We start from the raw sequence: 18,566 nt of genomic DNA on the forward strand, positions 1-18,566 counted from the left end.
TGAGATGAAAGCTTGCCTTTCCATTAATATAATATCATTAACACATGAGAACTACTTTCGCAATTTTTATAGTATCATTTATCGCTTTGGCATCATCTTGTGTATATAGTCCCCCGAAAGAGCCTGTAGACTATGTGAATCCTAATATTGGTACTATTGGGCATTTACTTGTCGCTACGGCTTCTATGGTACAACTTCCTCATGGAATGGTACAAATCGGACAAAATCCTTATCCCCCGCTAGCTGATAGGTATCTTGCAGACCGTATATCCGGATTTTCAGTCCGGGCATTACCTAAATATACGACTAAGCCATTTTCTTGGATTATGGCCACAACTGGAGCTCCACGAATTAATCCGAATGATTATGCATCAGGTTTTGATCATGATTTTGAGCAAGTGACTCCTTATTACTCATGGATATTACTTGAAGATTATGATATTGAGGCGGCAATGACTGTTACACAGCATTCTTCTTTCTATAAATTCAAATATCCAAAGTCTTCAGAATCTAACATTTTGATGAATAATAATCAATGTGTCCGAGTTGTGGGAAATAATTGCATTGAATCGGTAGAGGCTGTTGATAGTACTCAAACTGCTTATTATTATGCGATTTTTAGTAAGCCCTTTAGGTCTTATGTCACATGGAAAGACTCCTTGATAAGCCAAGATGTAAAACAAGAAGGATTGGATATTGGAGCTTTGGTTACTTTTGACACCTCACAAGATGAGGAAATCATGGTAAAAATAGGGGTTTCTTTTATTGATATGGAACAAGCTAAGCGGAATCTTGAAATGGAGATTCCTGCATGGGATTTTGATAAGGTAAAAAATGATGGTCGAGAAATTTGGAATAATGCATTGGGAAAAATAAAAATCGAAGGAGGGACAGATAAACAAAAGACTATTTTTTATAGTGCGCTTTATCGTGTAATGCTGGGCAGCCAAACTCTTGATCGAAGTGAATATGGACGATATTACAGCCGATTGGATAAACAAGTTCACGATACCGAAGGACATGCATTCTATCAAGTTGGTTCTAATTGGGGATCTCATCATTCTTTATTTCCATTGGTATTATTGCTTGAGCCTGAGATCCAGAATGATATCATGCGCTCCTATATTCGTATGCAGGATGAGGGAGATTGGCTGGTCAATAGTGGTGGATATCGAAATATGATCGGACGTCATGAGGTAGCTACAATTACAGATACTTATATGAAAGGCTTTAGGGATTTTGATATCGAAAAAGCTTATGAGGCGATGAAACGTAATTCGAAGGAGGCCACGATGCTTTCACGGCATATTGGTAAAGATTGGAGATTGAACGAATTGGATAAGGTCTATTTAGAAAAGGGATTTTATCCGGCTAAACCTAGTGATCAGCCGGAGTGGGTCAAAGAGGTTGGTTTTGGACGCCAATCTGTAGCCTTGACATTAGAGAATTGTTATGATGATTGGTGCATGTCTATTCTGGCAAAAGAGCTTGGAAAAGAAGATGATTATCAATATTACTTGAATAGAGCCTATAATTATCGGAATGTTTTTGATTCGAAATCTGGATTTATGCGACCTAAGACGGCAGATGGGAAATGGATTGAGCCATTTGACCCTATTTGGTCTGGAGGACAGGGTGGACGAGATTTTTATACGGAAAATAATGGATGGAATTATACATGGTATGTTTTACATGATCCTCAAGGCTTAATAAACTTAATGGGAGGACAGGAGCCTTTTGTAGCCAAACTCCAGCAGATGTTTGAGACGAATGTTCCACTATATAAGAAATATGATTTTCTTAAACAATATCCAGATATGACAGGATGGATTGGAATGTATTCTCATGGGAACGAAATAACTTGGCATATTCCCTATCTATATAATTATGCGGGAAAACCATGGATGACCCAACGCCGGATTAGGCAGATTTTGGACCTTTGGTATGGGGATGGCCCATTGGGTTTTTGTGGAGATGAGGATTATGGGGAAATGTCTTCTTGGTATATCCTTAGTGCTATGGGATTTTACACTGTTGTCCCCGGAAGACCTGTTTACGATATTGGAAGTCCTCTTTTTGAGAAATCTACGATTGATATAGGGGATGGGAAAAAATTCACAATCGAATGTAGGAATATTTCAACGCAGAATAAATATATTCAGTCTGCTTCTATGAATGGCAAGGAGCTCAATAGAGCTTGGTTTACCCATGAGGAACTAATGCAAGGAGGTACTTTATTATTGAATATGGGGCCACGTCCCAATAAAAAATGGGCAACGGATATAGAAAATTTACCTGTATCTTTAACACCGATTTCATCAAAGTAAAATAATCAATTTTATGAATAAGAAAAGATTTATCTCGTACTTATTTTTGTTATGTTTTCCCATTACTTTATTAGGGCAAAAAGGCTTAAATGACACTACGTATATTCTTACCTATGATCATGGAGGATTAATATTATGGGGTGGGGAACATTTTATTGAGCGTTTGAAAAACGCTACGGAGTGGTTGGATAAATATCCTTCTTTCAAGATCGGGCTGGATAATGAGGCTCAGATTTATGATCATTTTGCCGAGGATGAGCCGCATTTGCTAAAAGAGATGAAAGATATCCTTTCTGCGTATGATGGAAGAATCGGTATCGGTTCCTGTACGTACGGGCAGCCTTTGTCCCAATTTATTAGTGACGAGTCAAACATACGGCAAATCGCTTATGCGCTTGATACCGAACGAAAAATATTCAATTATCGTCCTCCGGTGTATTTGATGAGCGAACATGCCATGCATAGTCAGATTCCTCAGATCATAAACGGATTTGGTTTTGACGGAGCGATTATGAGAACTCATTTCATGATGTATGGCTATAATCCTACATTCAACTATCCCATTGGATTATGGGAGGGGATTGATGGTAGCAGGATCTCAACCATTCCGACTTATGAAGGGGAAGGTGCCGCTTTTGGGAAAACAACGGTAGATACGTGGATACTTACCCGATATCCGAGTAAGGATGCTCCTCAGTCTCTTGATGATTATAGGAAACAATTCAAACATATAAATCCTTTGTTGGCCTCTAGAGCGGACGATTCCGGGTTACGTAGAGAGGAGCTTGTTGCTGAGTATGACAAAAAACCGAAATTCCAATTCATATTGTTGGATGAGTTATTAAGAAAATATCCTCAAGCGACAGATATTATGAGGACTCGTCCCAATGACTTTACGGTTCGTATGCCATGGGGGTATTGCGGAAATGAGATATGGAATGAGTCTAGGAAAGCGGAAGTGGAGATCTTGATCGCTGAACGGTTGGCTGCCTTTAGTAAGATGTATGGTGGAGAAGCGTTTGAGAATGATTTGGACAAAGCTTGGAAAGATTTGTTATTAGCTCAACATCATGACATACAGATTGTGGGGCTAATACCTGAAGCGAGAAAACTTCTGCCTCGATCTTATGAGACATCTAATCTGGTTATCGAAAAATCTATGAATTTCTTTGCCAATCAGATGAAAGGAGAAGGACTTAAACAAGTTACAGTCTTTAATCCTCTTTCATGGGAGCATTCTCCTTGGGTTATGGCTTACATTTCTCTTCATAAAGGTGAGGCTAAGAATTTTATCGTGAGAAGTGGAAATAAAAGTTATCCTGCTTATGTTGTAAATTCAAATGAATATTCTGATGGTAGTTTGTTGGATGCTTTTGTTATATTTAAGCCTGATTTGAAACCTCTTAGTTTAACCTCTTTTTCAATTATGGCGGCTGAACCGGAGATGAATAATCCAGTCGATAACATACAGTATGATGAGGAGAATTTAATAATCAGAACCCCATTTTATAATCTTAAATTAAATGAGAAAGGTGGGTTTGACTATCTTAAATCCTCAAAGGGACAAGTGATTTTCAATAATAACCAAGCAAAATGCGCTTTTTTTGAAGGAACTATCGATGGAAATGTCCAAGTTTCGGAGGGAAGATGGAGTATTTACAAATCGAAAGGATATATGCCATGGATAAAGTTAGTGGAGCATGGGTATATAGATGATATTCCATATACTTATGAAGTTATGCTTTATGAAGATAAACCTGTCATTGATTGTAAGGTCTCGTTTGATTTCAATGGCCAGATGATCGGTCATCCGACAGAAGATAAGCGGGATTGGCATTCTGGATTTATTCATGAAGAAAAACTTCGGTTTAAACTTTTTCATCAACTAGAGAAGACTTCGGTAGGCATAAGAGATCTTCCTTTTGCGATATCAGAAACTTCTGATAAGTATATCGAAGGAAACTATTGGACGGCTTTGACGGACGGAGATAATGGGATAGCGATTTTTAATAAAGGTAATATGGGGAGTATAAAAGAGGATGAGCAATGCTTGTCTATTCCACTGGCTTTTTCTCATTATTATGTGTGGGGAATACGGCCTCTTTATGGTAAATACAGTTATGAGTTTGCTTTATATCCTTTTCAAGGAGACTGGAAACAAGCTGATCTTACAAAACGATCATTGGAATATGCGTTTCAAACACCAAGTGTACAGACTATAAAAACGTCTAACACGATGGATTGTGAATTGCAACCTTTGAATGCTTCATTAGAGAATGATGTTATTTTAACGGCTTTATATCCCAATAAAGGTGGAATTTGGGCCCGTTATTTTAAATATGGAGAATTGACAAAGTCTTCATCTGTTAAATTTAATACTCAAAATACGGTTTTGAATGAAATTGATCTAGATGGAAATCTTTTACGACCGAATGTAAAAGATTTAAATTTATCTCCTTGGCAGTTTAAGACAGTTAGATTAGATATTAAATGATTAATTAATATTGTAAGATACTGTTTGAGAATAGAGAGTTACGCTAAAAAAGAGGGTATGTCATATTGATGTATCTTCTTTTTATGTTAAAAAGACTGTCTCTGTAAGTGATTTAAATGAATGAGTCGTATATATTAAGAAGAATGAATCTTAATATTTAGAATGATGAACACAAGAAGGGATTTTTTGAGAAAGGGGGCTTTTGCGGGCTTAGGAATGTTAACCATGTCGGAATTGGCGAAGGCAGTAGTGAGTAAACAAAATGGAAATGTATCTCCGAAGATTAAATTGGAAAAGGATAGTGTGATTCTTTTTCAAGGTGATTCGATAACGGATATGTTTCGAAAATATGACTGTAACCAATGTAATACACCCGAGCAAATGGGTATGGGATATGCCTTATTTGCCGCCTCAACCTTATTGAGTGATTATCCAGATAAGCAATTGAAGATATATAACCGTGGTGTAGGGGGCAATAAGGTATATCAGTTACGAGATCGTTGGGAACTGGATACCTTGGCTATTCAGCCGGATGTGCTAAGTATCTTGATTGGAGTAAATGACTTCTGGCATATATTGATGGGAAATTATAAAGGATCATTAGGGATTTATGAAAGGGATTTACAAGATCTGCTACATTATACGAAGGAAAAACTTCCCAATGTCCAACTAGTGCTAGGAGAGCCTTTCGCTTTACGTGGCGGATCCGCCATTGATGATGCCAAATGGTTCCCGGAGTTTGATGGTTACAGGGCATCGTTGAAAAAACTAGCCGATGAGTTTAATGCGATATTTGTTCCCTACCAAGCGGCATTCGACGCTGCGTTAAAATTAGCTCCAGCTCGTTATTGGGGAGCGGATGGTGTACACCCCGATTTACCGGGCCGTCAGTTAATGGCAAATGTCTGGTTGGAAGCAACAGGATTAAAAAAGTAAGGTAGGGAGATCGGAGATAATATATTTATTTCTCCTAGAGGTAAGAGGCTGTCTCATAGTGGTGAGGGAAGCCTCTTATTTTGTTATCATACAATGAAAATGAATGATTAAAACGATCGTCTAGATTCGTCACTGCGTATTCATCTTCTGTAATTGGCCGCCCCGAACTTAGCAAGAACCGATAACTAGCCCCCTCCGCAAGATTACCGACAGCTAATGGCTCTTTTGTATAATGATAATTCTTATCAATCGTCTCTAGTTTAAGTTCTGTCTTCTGTTCGCCATCTACATAATATAACTTAATTTGGTCTATTGACTCTGCAACTAAAGATGTAGATAGTTTAACCTCTTTTCCCACAAGACAAGGATCTGCCTTATCAAAAGTATAAGTGAAAGGTATTTCCGTATTCACGGTTCCAATGACAGGGTCTGGAGTAATCTTTCCTTCGATGCGATTCAAAAATACCATCGATTTATCTTTTACCCCACCCTTAGAATTAACCATATCGGATTCGATATATATTTGAATATCGTAAACCAACTCGCCAGCCTTGGCAGACAGCACCTTGAGATAATTTATGTATGACCCATTAGTGATTTGCTCCAGGCTCACCGGCACGTCGAAAGAGCCATCTGTACCGATCTCGGCCTTTGTCCCTTGATTTGCTTTATAAATATCGCGATCACCATAATAAACATTCAATTGTCCTTTCCATGCGGCATAATCTTTCAAGGTATAACGCAAAATGACATTTTCCGCCACATTGGCGAGACCGTAAGAAATCCTATCTGTATTGTAATCGTTATATTCAGAGTTATCCAAACCCGTTATTGCCAAATACTTGTCATCAAAACCATTCCAACGAATGCTCACATTTATAGGTCTTACATTCGGATCGTCCGGATCATCATTTGAATTTCGCACTCCATTCATATCAATATATAAAGGAGCCTCAGCCGTACCTGTCATGACTACCCAATTCTCTCCATCCCTTGAATAAACCGGAAGAATTTTCTCTCCCTCTGCTAGAGCCTCGGTCAGCTGGCATTTGAAATCCCAATATGTAGACTTTTGCATCCAAATTGAAACCTCTGGTGATGGCGTACTGATACGCTTCTTGATTTTTCCATCCGCTCCGATCACGGCCATATCCACTGAACCGTAGAACTCTGCATTCCCTATATTTTTCGCACCTACGTTAATCGTAAAATCTGTATTTACCGCTAGTTGACCTGAAAGCTCAAGAGACAAATACTTCAACATATATATTTTCGTATCACCAGCCATTGGAGGACGTATACCTATTCCCATCCCATATAAAACGTAAGGATCATCCCCGCCGTCGGAATCCAATGCGGAAAGTAAAAAATATCCATTGCTGATACCTCCCCACCCCCAGTTAATATGAAAAGCCTCATCTTCCTTATAGCCATCACAAATGAAAGCATGGCCACCTTCGCTATTATTCCCACTGTAAATAACAGGTCGATTACTTTCCAATTCATCTCTTACCAACTTTTTCCATTCTGTCCAACGATAATCCGATTTATTAACGTATCGCAAGCCATCACTATAACCGTATACAGAGTTAAGCCTCTCTATCGCATTCTTTGTATTAGCTCCACTTCCATCAACAGAATACCCCATATCAACATTGGCCCCAATCTGCCACATCAAGGACGCTACAGTATTTGCCTCTTCCTCCGTAAATTCTCCATCTTTATAAATAAGAGGCATCTTGTCCCACTCATACGGCCCGTAGGAAACAGGAAGTCCACTCCAATATTCATTTACTCTATTACTGCTAGTAACAGTCTCTACCGGATACTCATGATATCTCATGACAATGGCAAGTGCCGTAGCTACACATCCGGTTACAGCATGGTATCCATCAATGATGGGTGTCTGCCGATTGTACGGATCTCCTTGATCCCACCTTGCGGTTGTAAGCAATACCTCGGTAGAATCCGCCCTCAAATTACCAGCTAGGTATCGCCCCCACTCGGCTTGGATATTCACCGAGGCTTCCAAGTCTTTACGTTCGGCATAAGTGATCTGGCTTTGATAGAAAGCTAACATCGCACGCAAGTTGTCCGGCAAATTATTCGGATCAAAATTACCCTCGTCCGATTGTCCCAGAACCGGATAAGTGCGATCATCACCGGAGACGATCACGAATCCCTTGTTTCCCGGTACATTAAACACGAAATAGTCCACAGCACCATCAACCGTCCCGCTTCGTAACGCAGAACTTGATTTTCCCGGTGCCGCCGCATAAACCAACGATAAGTCTCCAGCCGAGCGCAAGCCCGAACCCGCATTAGCCACGTTCTCCGCCACCTTGCGGGCCGTGGACACGTCTATCCTTTCCGCCCAGACCATAGCGGCCGACAGGCAAAGGATCAGCATTAGTAAAAGTTGTTTTCTCATGAATTATAAATTTATAATGAATAAATGATTTAACATTCGTTAGTAAGGGGTATGGGAAATTTGTAGGTGCGTGGATCTTTTACGAGAGAATAGCCCGCACCTGCCTGCGTAGTGACGCTCAGCCAGTACTGCCCCTCGGCGAGTTGCGGGATCTGGATAATTATCTCGCTCTTGGTGTTACGTACGATAAGGGAGACTTTCGTTGGCGTGGCGCCCTCCTCGTCCTTGGTGAAGTAGACGCCTACAGATGGATCATCCCCCTTGATAAGCAGCGTGCTGCCGAAGATGATAGCCGGGGCGTTCGGAGTGATATGGAGGTTCTTCTCGTTCGTGGTGGAATCCGTGAGGCTCTCGATCATCGGGCCCACGGTAGCTACGTCGGCGTTCACGTAGATGTTTTCTAGCGCCTTCAGGAGGGTGGCGCTGGGGGTGAACATTACGGTGATCTTATTCTCCGTAGAGCGGAAGTCTGATTTCTTTCCGTCGAACGAGCCGTTGATAGTGAGCAGCCATTGCCCGAACTTGTTCACCACGCAACGGCCTTGGGCGAGGGCCTCGATCATCTCGTCGTAGGAGAGGTCGAGGATGTTGGTGATCGTCTCCGGGCGGTACTCGGTGCGTTTCTTCACGATGCGGTTCGAGATGTCTGAGGTTCGCGTGGTTCCGGTAATGCGGATCTTTCCGGTGAAATCGCCGGTTTTCTCGGTTAACACGTTATCGTACAGATCTACGGTCAAGATGGTCTTTTCTTCTGCCATGATGTTTTTTGTCTTTAATGCCCCGTGGTAGTGGGGCGTTACCTTTTAATAATGTTTATCACCCTTATTCGCGAAATAAGGGGAAGAGATATCGCACGTCCAACATAAACTAAAAAAAACACGCATAACCACTATTTTTAACCGCATATCCACGATATATGCGCAATAAGCATAAATTTGGATTAATTAGAGGATACGATATCTGTATCCCCTTCAATTCCTATTTCTTAATAAATAGATAAAAGTGATTGTTTATCAATAATATTTTTTACATTTGCCAAGCCTTCCGTTGAAAATAGCCTATTATAGGTAATTTTTATGCTGAATAGGCTCCTCCCCTTATTTCGCGAATAAGGGCATCACCCAGCCGCCAAAAGCAAATCCACCTCTTCCGTCACCCTAGCGTTCGCACGATTCAATTCCGACTGTTCCAAAGAGGCCAGATAAAAACGTGTTGTTTTTTCCGAGGTATGCCCCAACGCTTGGCTAATGATCGATAAAGGGACTTGTTTCCGCAAGGCGTTCGTTGCCCATGTATGGCGGAAAACATACGAGGTCAGATGAATGGGGCGAGATAGCGCACGACCGATCTTCTTCAACGAGTTATTATACGAACGCAGTATCGCCTTGTATTCCTCATGCCCTACCTCTCTACCCGGAGATAAAATAGGGAAAAGGTACGGGGAAGAAGCGTCCGCATACTTATTAATCAACCGCCGCATCCCCGCTGTTATCCCGACACGGATTAAGGTCCCCGTCTTCTTACGCCGATATACGATCTCCTCGCCATACAGGTTCGCCGTAGTCAAGCGAGCCATATCCGCGAAAGGCATGCCGCAAGATAAATAGGCGAACGTACAATAGTCGATCACGCACGCCAAATCCGGCTCCTCAGACTTCAAGGTCACGATCTCCCGGAGCGACTCGTTTCCCAACGCCCTAGATCCGGCTCTTTCCCGCTTCAAGTTCAAGTACGCGAAAGGCGATACGACGCAAGCCGGCAACAGACCATCCCGACAAGCTTGGTTATAAATCGAGCGAAAGTTGCTGAGGTATGTATTCACGGTATTCACTCGCAAGCCGGCGGATTGCAGATAAGCGACAAAACGGCTTATTAAGCCCGGGGTTATCTCCGGGAAAAGAAGGTTTCTCCTACCCAGAAAGGCGCAGATCCAATTACGGGTCGTCCTATATAAATCGGCAGTGTTATGTTTCCCCGCTAAACGTTTCTCCCGGATGCGTTCGGTGGCATAGGTATAAAATGTGATGCCCGCCTTGCCCAAGCGGTTATTCTTTCTCTTGCTCATATCTCCTTTTTTGATGATTAAACGTATTATTATCTACCATCAAAAATAGCATAAAAACAAGATCAAGCCAAGTCCATCTCGGGCTCGTGAATCAAGTCGGTCATCACGTAGAAGTCGGCGTAGCCCTTGTTGGCTTTATACTCCGGATAAATAATAGTAGCTACGGGGAATCTTTATAGATTAATGTTATCCAACTTAAAAGAGGAAGGGATTATCCCACATAAGTCGGAGATAATCCCTTTCTACCGGAATAAAGTACTTTTAGAAAGAGACGTCTACAGGGACGACCTCACTATAATTAACCTTACCGTTTGTCGTTACACCAACACGGATATACATCTTATTTCCGTTTCCTTTCATGATGGCCTGCTTATCCTTATTGTTGAAACTCGCACTTTCACTTAAGCCGATCTCTTGGGTTAATATCGTATTCAGGATATCCTTATCGGACACGTTCGTATAATCAACAGTCACCAATTCCTCCGAGTTACCGGACATCTTATCGATATAAGGGCTGATATGCCAAGCCAAAAAAGCATTCTCTATCTTATAGTCATCCTTGCTACGAGTGATCGTATAAGATACCTTCAACTTCTTGTTCTCGAATACAGCGTTGTTTACCTTGATTCGGGCGTAGGGAATCACCTTGATATCTTGATCCGTCAGTCCACCAGCGTTCAGATCAACCACCATCGTATCCACCGGATAGAAATTAGTCTGCTCCAGCGTCAAGATATATTGCTTACTGAACATCCACGAGTTCTCGTAAGTCCCATCGATCTTGGGATACGTGATAACCGGAAGCTGCGAGTAATCATCACCCGTAGAATAATAACGGTCACGCTCATACATACGTATCTGGATACTGCTGGTACCCTGTACCGGCATCGGGACAACCTCGGAGGTTTCCGCATCGATAAAGCGGCCTTTGATACCGGAATTAGGCTCATCATAATTATCATCCTCACAGGAGGCAAAGAGGCAAGAAGCCGCCAAGACAATCGCTATATTATATATGATCTTTTTCATGATTCTTTTTCCTTTCATTAATTAGAAACCGGGATTATTAGGAGCCAACATCGGGTTACTACCCATATCGCTATCCTTGATCTTTATGTAATAGTTACGTTCCAAGAATACCTTATTAGGTTTCGGAGCCTTACCAGTCGTAAAGATATATTTACCTTCCCCCCAGATATACCATGGATAAAGCGCCATGGTCGGGAAATCAGCCATTTTGATATGCGCGATATGCCAACGCTTTAAATCCCAATGACGATGATTCTCATACGCCAACTCTACACGGCGCTCATTACGGATACGATCCAATGAAACCTCCCCGGCAGAAAGCGTACGGATGCCCGCTCTCTCACGAACCATATTCAATGCGGTAGCGGCATCGCCCGTCTTGCCTAATTCCATAGCGGCTTCCGCCTTGTTCAAATACATCTCGGCCAGACGGAACACCGGCCATGGAGCATCTGATTTATTCCCGGAGATATCCATCACTCCCTCGTCTGAGAACTTCTTCGTATAGAAGCCGGTCTTTCCAACATCCCCGGTATCCCATACGCCATCCTTACCTAAGATCTTCATCTGATTACCTTCCTCACCATAATACTCGTTCACGTTATTGCTGGTGATAAAACGGGCATCCCCAGATTTAGAGGCATCGTAAATACCCCGACGAATCTCGACGATCCCTCCCCTACATTCATCCATCGGTAAATAGAAAGTCGCCCGAAGACGTGGGTCCTTGTCCTTAAATAGATCCAATGGAGAGTCATATTTGATATAATTGCCAGAAGTATCCTTCAATTTCAAGGTACCGTCTGAACCATCTTTATATTCAAAAGCCTCTATTAAATCGAGTGTGGGATTCTGCCCGCAACCATAGCCATTCTGCACGAAGCTAAACGGCACATTCAATAAATCCCAAGAATGGCCTAGATCGGTAGCCAGAAACTCTTTCCAGAAGATAAACTCCGAACATCCTCTTTTCTCCAGAAACATATTCCGGAAGTTCTCCACCCGGTCCGCATACTGGTTGTAAAGCGTATATTTACCCGAGTTAATCACTTTATCCGCCGCCTCGATCGATTTCGCCCAATATGCGTTAGCGTCATCGCTATTCACGCCAACGATACCGTTCAATTGCACTTTGCCGTATTTAGCGATCGATGCCGCATACAATGCCGCACGAGATTGCAACGCATAAGCCGCATATCGAGTGGCACGGGTTCTTTCCACAGATTCACGGGTCTCCGGTAATTCCAAAGCGGACTCGTCTAATTCAGTTAGAATAAAATCCCAGACTTCTTGTTCCTTGTCACGGGAAACTTGTAAGCCATACAAGTCTTCCGGACCGGTATATTGCTGCACTTCTGTCACGATAGGAACGCCTCCGTAGCGTTTTACCAGATTAAAATAATGGAACGCACGAATAAAACGAGCCTCGGCGATCAATTGCTGCCGTTTGCTTTCCGGCATCTCGGCCACATTCAGCTCTTGTAATACCAGATTCGTCGCTCGAACAGCCTTAAAACCGTCCTCCCACAGACCAAACCACTCATCATTGAAATTCGCACGGGCAACGTCACCCGTACCAAGATCCCCAGCTTGGTAAGCTCCTGTACCCTCATCCGAAGCGGTCACTAAGCTGACATTCCAAACATCCCATCCCTCAAAATAAGTGGAGTTATGTTCCATCTGCATCTGGTTATACAATCTAGAGAACACTCCTGTTATCAGATTATCATCCTTCCAAACTTCCTCATCCGGCAAACGGTCGGTCACAGGAACATCCAAATCACAGGAAGAAAGTAATAAGGAAGCGCAACACAAGGAATAAATTATAGTTCTTCTCATCTTCATTTTTCTTTTAAATCCTATTAGAAACTAACGTTAACACCGAATGAATATACTTTCAATTGTGGATAATAGAAACTTTGCCAACCTTCTATTGCCTCTGGATCTGTATATTTGACATTCGTAATCGTCAAGGGGTTATACGCATTAGCGTATACACGCAAATGCTCAATACCCACCTTGCTTAAAAGATTCTTGGGTATGGTATACCCAATCTCAATAGATTTCAAGCGAACATAGTACGCATCAGTCGTCCAATAGGTGGATTTTTTCGAGTTATTATCATTACCCTCAATACGTAAAGAGGGGAATTTGCCCGGTACCCACTCACTATCCGGATCATTATAATCCGCCTTATGCCAACTATCCATCCATACACGGAAACCATTTCCCTCGCCCGGTCCACGGAAAGGACTGGTCAAGGCATTCAATACCTGCGTATAGTTCGAGGCTCCTTGAAATAAGATATTCACATCAAAGCCTTTCCAATCCGCAGCTAATGTCAACCCGAAATTTAAGTCAGGGAAAGTTCCTTTACCTATCACTTTCTCATCATTCGCATCAATCAAGCCATCTCCATTCAGATCCTTATATTTAATATCACCTGGACGTAACGATGAATTACCTTTACCATCTTGGATCGGTGAATTATAGATCTCATCATAAGACTGGAACTGACCGATATGTTCATACCCCCAAGTAACATTTTTCCAACGATATGCGCCATTGTCTCTCCAATTCTTATATTGATTCAGTGGTAATGCCTGCTCCTTATACAAATCCTTTTCACGAGCATAAGCCACATTTCCTTTGATCTGTAAATTCACGTTCCCGATCCGTTGGACAGTACCTAAAGACAATTCAAAACCACGGTTATCACTACTATTCAAATTCTCTTGCGGCAAAGGGATACCAGAGGTAGTTGGTAAAGAAGTGTTACGTGTCGCCGGATATCCTGTCGTCTTGCGATAAAAGTAATCGAACTCAAAACTAAGCTTACCGCCCCAGAAAGAGCCATCCAAACCAACATTCGTAGTCATTACCTTATACCAAGTAATATTCGGATTCGCCAAATTCGCTTCTTTCATACCATTCGTAATCGAAGCCGAAGAGTTTCCTGCGCCTCCCAATATAAATCGATCCTCAAATTGCCATCCACTGACGAACTGACTAGCGTTTAGTTGGCTATCATTACCAATGCTTCCCCATGAGGCACGTAGTTTCAAATTATCCATCTGAGGTACCAAGTCTTTCATAAATTGCTCTTCAGAAATACGCCAGCCAGCAGATACGGCAGGGAAAAATCCCCAACGTTTATCCGGAGCCGTCTTATAAGAGCCATCATAACGAAAACTGAACTCAGCCATATATTTACCCGCATAGACATAATTCAAGCGGCCTACTAAACCGCCATATTTATAGACCGCAGAGTTTCCTTCATTATACATATTATCCACGTCACCTCTATCTAGCTCAGGTATAGCCGATGTTGTCGAATAATAACGTCTAGCCATGAACCAGTTCGTATTCGTCTCTTTCCACTCCCATAAAGCCAGAGCTTCCACATCGTGCAAATCATTGAATGTATTCTTGTAGTTCAATGAGTATTGCTGGGTAGTCTTATAATAAGGTTGAGTTTTCTCCATCAACTCTCCCTTCGCGACCTTCGTTATCGGGTTATACGTATCTTGAACCGAATCGTAGGTATAGAACGTACAGGCCGTCTTCATCTCTTTCTGAGCCAAGTTGGTATAATCATAGGCGAAGAAAGCACGGGCTTTTAGTCCTTTAAAGATCTCATAATTCAAGGCTAATTGACCGTTAAACTCGACATTGCGCTTATCCTTGAAGCCTGTAGCGTCACGATCGAGCATGGCTACCGGGTTCAATTCATTATTGTCCGAATTATAGTAGTAGTTTTTTTATTATTGGCATAGACAGGGACATTCGGAGCGTTCGACTTAATCGCTGTAAATAACTCGATACCTTCATCGCCCGTCCAATACGGATATTTATAATCATCGATATGACCGCCTAGGCCCACTTCAGCGTTCAATTTACTGGTGATCTCAGCCGTAATATTTGAGCGGAAATTATAGCGCTTAAACTCTTGGGTAGATTTTAAGATACTCTCTTGATCCAAATATCCTAACGAGAAGAAATAGCGGATCTTCTCAGAACCTCCATTGATATTCAAGTTATGCTGTTGTTTCGGGGCAACCTTGCGGACCGTTTCCGCATACCAGTCGGTGGACGGATAATTGATTGGGTCCGAACCTGTACGGTATTTCTCGACCTCTTCATCCGTAAAACGCTTGGATTGTCCGGCGTTCATCAACGCTTGATTACGGTAATAGGCATATTCATACGCATTCATCATCTCAAGGTTCTTTACCGGAGATTGCAAACCGATAGAATAGCTATAGTTAATTTTAGGGCGGCTCATCTCACCTTTTTTCGTCTCAATAATGATGACACCATTCACACCTTTGAAACCGTACACAGCGGCGGAGGCATCTTTCAAGACGTTCATAGAAGCGATCTCATTCGGATCGATCTGGGTAAACGGACGTTCCACTCCATCCACAATAACTAACGGCTCTCCAAAACCACGGATATTAAATCGATCCGAGCTATCGACACCTGGCTCACCCGTAGACTCTTGATAGCGTACACCCGGGATCTTACCGATCAAGTTTGCCTTCATATTCGGTTGGCTAACCTTTGCCAGTTCCTCGCCCTTCAAGGAGGCGACAGCTCCGGTTAAGGTCGCTTTCTTTTGCGTACCATAACCGACCACTACGACCTCATCCAATTTTTGAGTATCTTCCGCTAATTTAATATCGACTCGAGTCTGCCCTTTTATAGCGATCTCTTGAGGGCGATAGCCAATATAAGTAATTTCCAGAATGGCATTGTTAGGCACTTCCAACAAGAAATTACCATCCATATCCGTAATCGTACCGTTGGTGGTACCCTTTACGGATACGTTCGCTCCGATAACTGGCACCCCTAGATCATCTACCACCGTCCCCTGCACTTTCCTTGTTTGCTGGGCTACATTCACTCGCTTTTCAGCGGATAGGGCGATTTGGTTGTTTTTAATAACATACGATATACCCATCTGATCGGCGATCAAATTAAGTACATTCTCGATATCGCTATCTTTTACGTTTACCGTAACCCGTTTCTCCATCGGAATCGAGTTTTCATTATAAAAGAAACGATAATCACTGATCCTTTCGATCTCTTTAATAACTTCACGAACAGGTTGTTGTTTCACAGATAAAGTTATCTGCGCAAAAGTGGCGTCCGTATAAGCAAATAGGAAGCCACACAATAAGATTGTTCGTACCGTTTGTTTAATTTTACGCATTTTCCACGTGTTTTTAATAGTATAATTTACACAATATGATACGCTTCCACTCTTTTTCGCAGAGTGGACTATTCACAAAAACATATCAAAAGTTAACGATTGATTTAGCCATATAAGCCCGACATTTGTTATCTCAAGTCCTTCGTCATAGGCATTACTTTTTTTCATCAATAATAATAGTATCTCCTTTTGATGTATATATAATAGGCGATGTCAAACTGATTAGTTCGATAATATTATCCAAGCTATTATTGGTTATCACTCCCGTGAATCGTAATGCTTTAACCTTCTCACTCTTAAATACTACTTGGATATTATACATCCGGTTTAACAATACGGCGATCTCGCTTAAAGCCTCATCATTAAAAGCCAACTCATTATTCCGCCATAGACAGGCCCTATATGCGTCATTCAGTGTGGATTTTTTCAGTTGCCCCTTGTTTTTCAAGTAAGTAACCGCTTGATCCGGTAATAAGAACGCCTCGTCTCGTCCGACACTCGTTTTTACTTTTCCTTGAAACAAGGTGACCACGGCTTGATTATCTTCTTCGTAAGCCTTTACATTAAAAGAAGTGCCCAACGCCTCTACCGCTAAATCGCCCGCTTGTACGACAAAACGATTGAGACTATCTTTCGCTACCTCAAAATAAGCCTCTCCATCCAAGGATATGATGCGTTCTCCATCTCCATATAGGTTTGTGTACTTGATTTCTGAGTCTGAGTTCAGCCAAACCTTGGAACCATCCGGTAAGACAACGCTCGCTTTCTGTCCTTTAGCAGCAAAGACCAGATAGTCTTTTTCCGCACCAACCGACCGTGAATACCTTGTCAGCAGATGTCCTCCCAAACCGGCGCAGATCACCAACAAACCAATAGCCGCATAACGCATGATATTCCGAAGAGAAAAACGCCCAACTTCCTTCTTCTCGACCGCTACGCTCTCAATACGACTTTGTATTTTCCGGAACATTCGCTCCTTCAAATCCGTAGGAATAGAACTGTTAGACGCAATTTCCCATTTCCGCTGGATATAGTTCCTTAATTCATCCCGGGAGACATCGCTCTTGAACCAATCCACCAGAATCCGTTCCTCGTCATGAGTAGTCTCTCCTTTCAAGAAACGTTCTAACAATATGATATATTCACTCTTTTCCATACGCTTTACATGATTATATACTCTTTGCCCGAAGCGACTACTTACAAGCAAAGCGTTTTTTTTCGCATTTAATATTCATTAACAACAAAAGATAAGAGCCAAAGCAAGATCCCTTCTTCCGCCAAATACTTCCTTAAAAACTGAAGAGAGCGGTAAATCTGGGCTTCAACGGTTCTTTCGGAGATAGACAGACGTTGTGCGATTTCCTTCGTCGATAAGTGTTCTTTACGACTAAGCAAAAAGATTTCCCGACGGGATACCGGTAATTTATCGATAAGAGAATCAATATATTGTCCTATCGAATTTACCGTAATATCTTCTTCGACTTTTGAAGTGTCCCGTTCATCCCAATCTGCTTCTAAGGATTTCATATATAGCTCCGCATGGAAAAGGGAATCCCACTCGTCATACACTAAATTACGGGCAATCGTGAAAATATAGGAATCAAAATTCTTATCTATATCCAGTGAATCTCTCTTTTCCCAGATCCTAACGAAGACTTCCTGCGTCAAGTCCTCCGCCTCTAACCTGTTATACAATAAGGAATAGATAAAATTATAGATATGAGCGCTATACGATTCATATACAGACTGAAACGCCAGCATATTTCCTTCCTGCAGCCGAGAGATTATTTCCTTTGTTACTTTCATTTCTCAGAATTTGAAACTCTATCCTTATCATAACATTTACAGATAGTTACAGAGAATATTTCTTACAAAAACGACTAGTTTAAACGATCGTCTAAATCAACCGTTTTTTTTAATATTGAATATGCTTCATTATGAAGAGCTAACTTTTTCTCTGACCTACAATATTCAAAGCTTTCATTTATCTTCTTTCTTTTCATGTAGTTAGCTCTTCATAATGAAGCATATTCAATATTAAAAAAAACGGTTGATTTAGACGATCGTTT

Annotated in this window: 12 protein-coding genes; 3 read left to right on the forward strand and 9 right to left on the reverse strand. The window is 41.7% G+C overall.

Going from position 1 to position 18,566, the window contains the following annotated elements:
* Window positions 1-44 precede the first annotated feature (44 nt).
* The 3 genes from QVP94_RS17035 (at window position 45) to QVP94_RS17045 (ending at window position 5,757) form a co-directional block, all read left to right on the forward strand.
* Entirely contained in the window at window positions 45-2,327 is a 2,283-nt protein-coding gene (locus QVP94_RS17035; protein ID WP_005860140.1) for a GH92 family glycosyl hydrolase, read from the forward strand.
* Between the two features lie 13 nt (window positions 2,328-2,340).
* Window positions 2,341-4,821 carry an alpha-mannosidase gene (locus QVP94_RS17040; protein ID WP_005860138.1) on the forward strand — a complete coding sequence of 827 codons (2,481 nt, stop codon included), beginning with the start codon at window positions 2,341-2,343 and terminating at the stop codon, window positions 4,819-4,821.
* A 165-nt stretch (window positions 4,822-4,986) separates the two neighbouring features.
* On the forward strand, window positions 4,987-5,757 hold the full coding sequence (locus tag QVP94_RS17045) for an SGNH/GDSL hydrolase family protein (RefSeq protein WP_005860134.1): 771 nt from the start codon (window positions 4,987-4,989) through the stop codon (window positions 5,755-5,757).
* A 34-nt stretch (window positions 5,758-5,791) separates the two neighbouring features.
* On the opposite strand, the gene QVP94_RS17050 is transcribed toward QVP94_RS17045, so the two are convergent.
* The 9 genes from QVP94_RS17050 to QVP94_RS17090 all read right to left on the reverse strand — a co-directional run bounded on the left by QVP94_RS17050 (window position 5,792) and on the right by QVP94_RS17090 (window position 18,303).
* Window positions 5,792-8,188 (reverse strand): C10 family peptidase, encoded by a 2,397-nt coding sequence (locus QVP94_RS17050; protein ID WP_022193071.1) that lies wholly within the window; start codon window positions 8,186-8,188, stop codon window positions 5,792-5,794.
* A 29-nt stretch (window positions 8,189-8,217) separates the two neighbouring features.
* A complete protein-coding gene (locus QVP94_RS17055; protein ID WP_022193072.1) occupies window positions 8,218-8,946 on the reverse strand; it encodes a DNA-binding domain-containing protein in 729 nt (242 codons plus the stop codon).
* A gap of 359 nt (window positions 8,947-9,305) precedes the next feature.
* Complete coding sequence (locus QVP94_RS17060; protein ID WP_005860121.1) at window positions 9,306-10,253, reverse strand: tyrosine-type recombinase/integrase; 948 nt, start codon at window positions 10,251-10,253, stop codon at window positions 9,306-9,308.
* 261 nt (window positions 10,254-10,514) lie between these two features.
* A complete protein-coding gene (locus QVP94_RS17065) occupies window positions 10,515-11,282 on the reverse strand; it encodes a DUF3823 domain-containing protein (RefSeq protein WP_005860123.1) in 768 nt (255 codons plus the stop codon).
* 21 nt (window positions 11,283-11,303) lie between these two features.
* Window positions 11,304-13,121 (reverse strand): RagB/SusD family nutrient uptake outer membrane protein, encoded by a 1,818-nt coding sequence (locus QVP94_RS17070; RefSeq protein ID WP_022193073.1) that lies wholly within the window; start codon window positions 13,119-13,121, stop codon window positions 11,304-11,306.
* A gap of 23 nt (window positions 13,122-13,144) precedes the next feature.
* Window positions 13,145-14,995: a SusC/RagA family TonB-linked outer membrane protein gene (locus tag QVP94_RS17075; protein ID WP_022193074.1), complete on the reverse strand. Its 1,851-nt coding sequence runs from the start codon at window positions 14,993-14,995 to the stop codon at window positions 13,145-13,147.
* Window positions 14,996-15,006: 11 nt separating this feature from the next.
* A complete protein-coding gene (locus QVP94_RS17080) occupies window positions 15,007-16,497 on the reverse strand; it encodes a SusC/RagA family TonB-linked outer membrane protein (RefSeq protein WP_022193075.1) in 1,491 nt (496 codons plus the stop codon).
* A 154-nt stretch (window positions 16,498-16,651) separates the two neighbouring features.
* The gene (locus QVP94_RS17085) at window positions 16,652-17,653 is read right to left on the reverse strand and encodes a FecR family protein (RefSeq protein ID WP_009016717.1); all 1,002 of its coding nucleotides are present in this window, start codon (window positions 17,651-17,653) and stop codon (window positions 16,652-16,654) included.
* 68 nt (window positions 17,654-17,721) lie between these two features.
* A complete protein-coding gene (locus QVP94_RS17090) occupies window positions 17,722-18,303 on the reverse strand; it encodes an RNA polymerase sigma factor (RefSeq protein WP_005860132.1) in 582 nt (193 codons plus the stop codon).
* Window positions 18,304-18,566: the final 263 nt, after the last annotated feature.

Origin of the sequence: Parabacteroides sp. CAG:2, from assembly GCF_000436315.1 — a bacterium.
Classification (GTDB): domain Bacteria; phylum Bacteroidota; class Bacteroidia; order Bacteroidales; family Tannerellaceae; genus Parabacteroides; species Parabacteroides distasonis.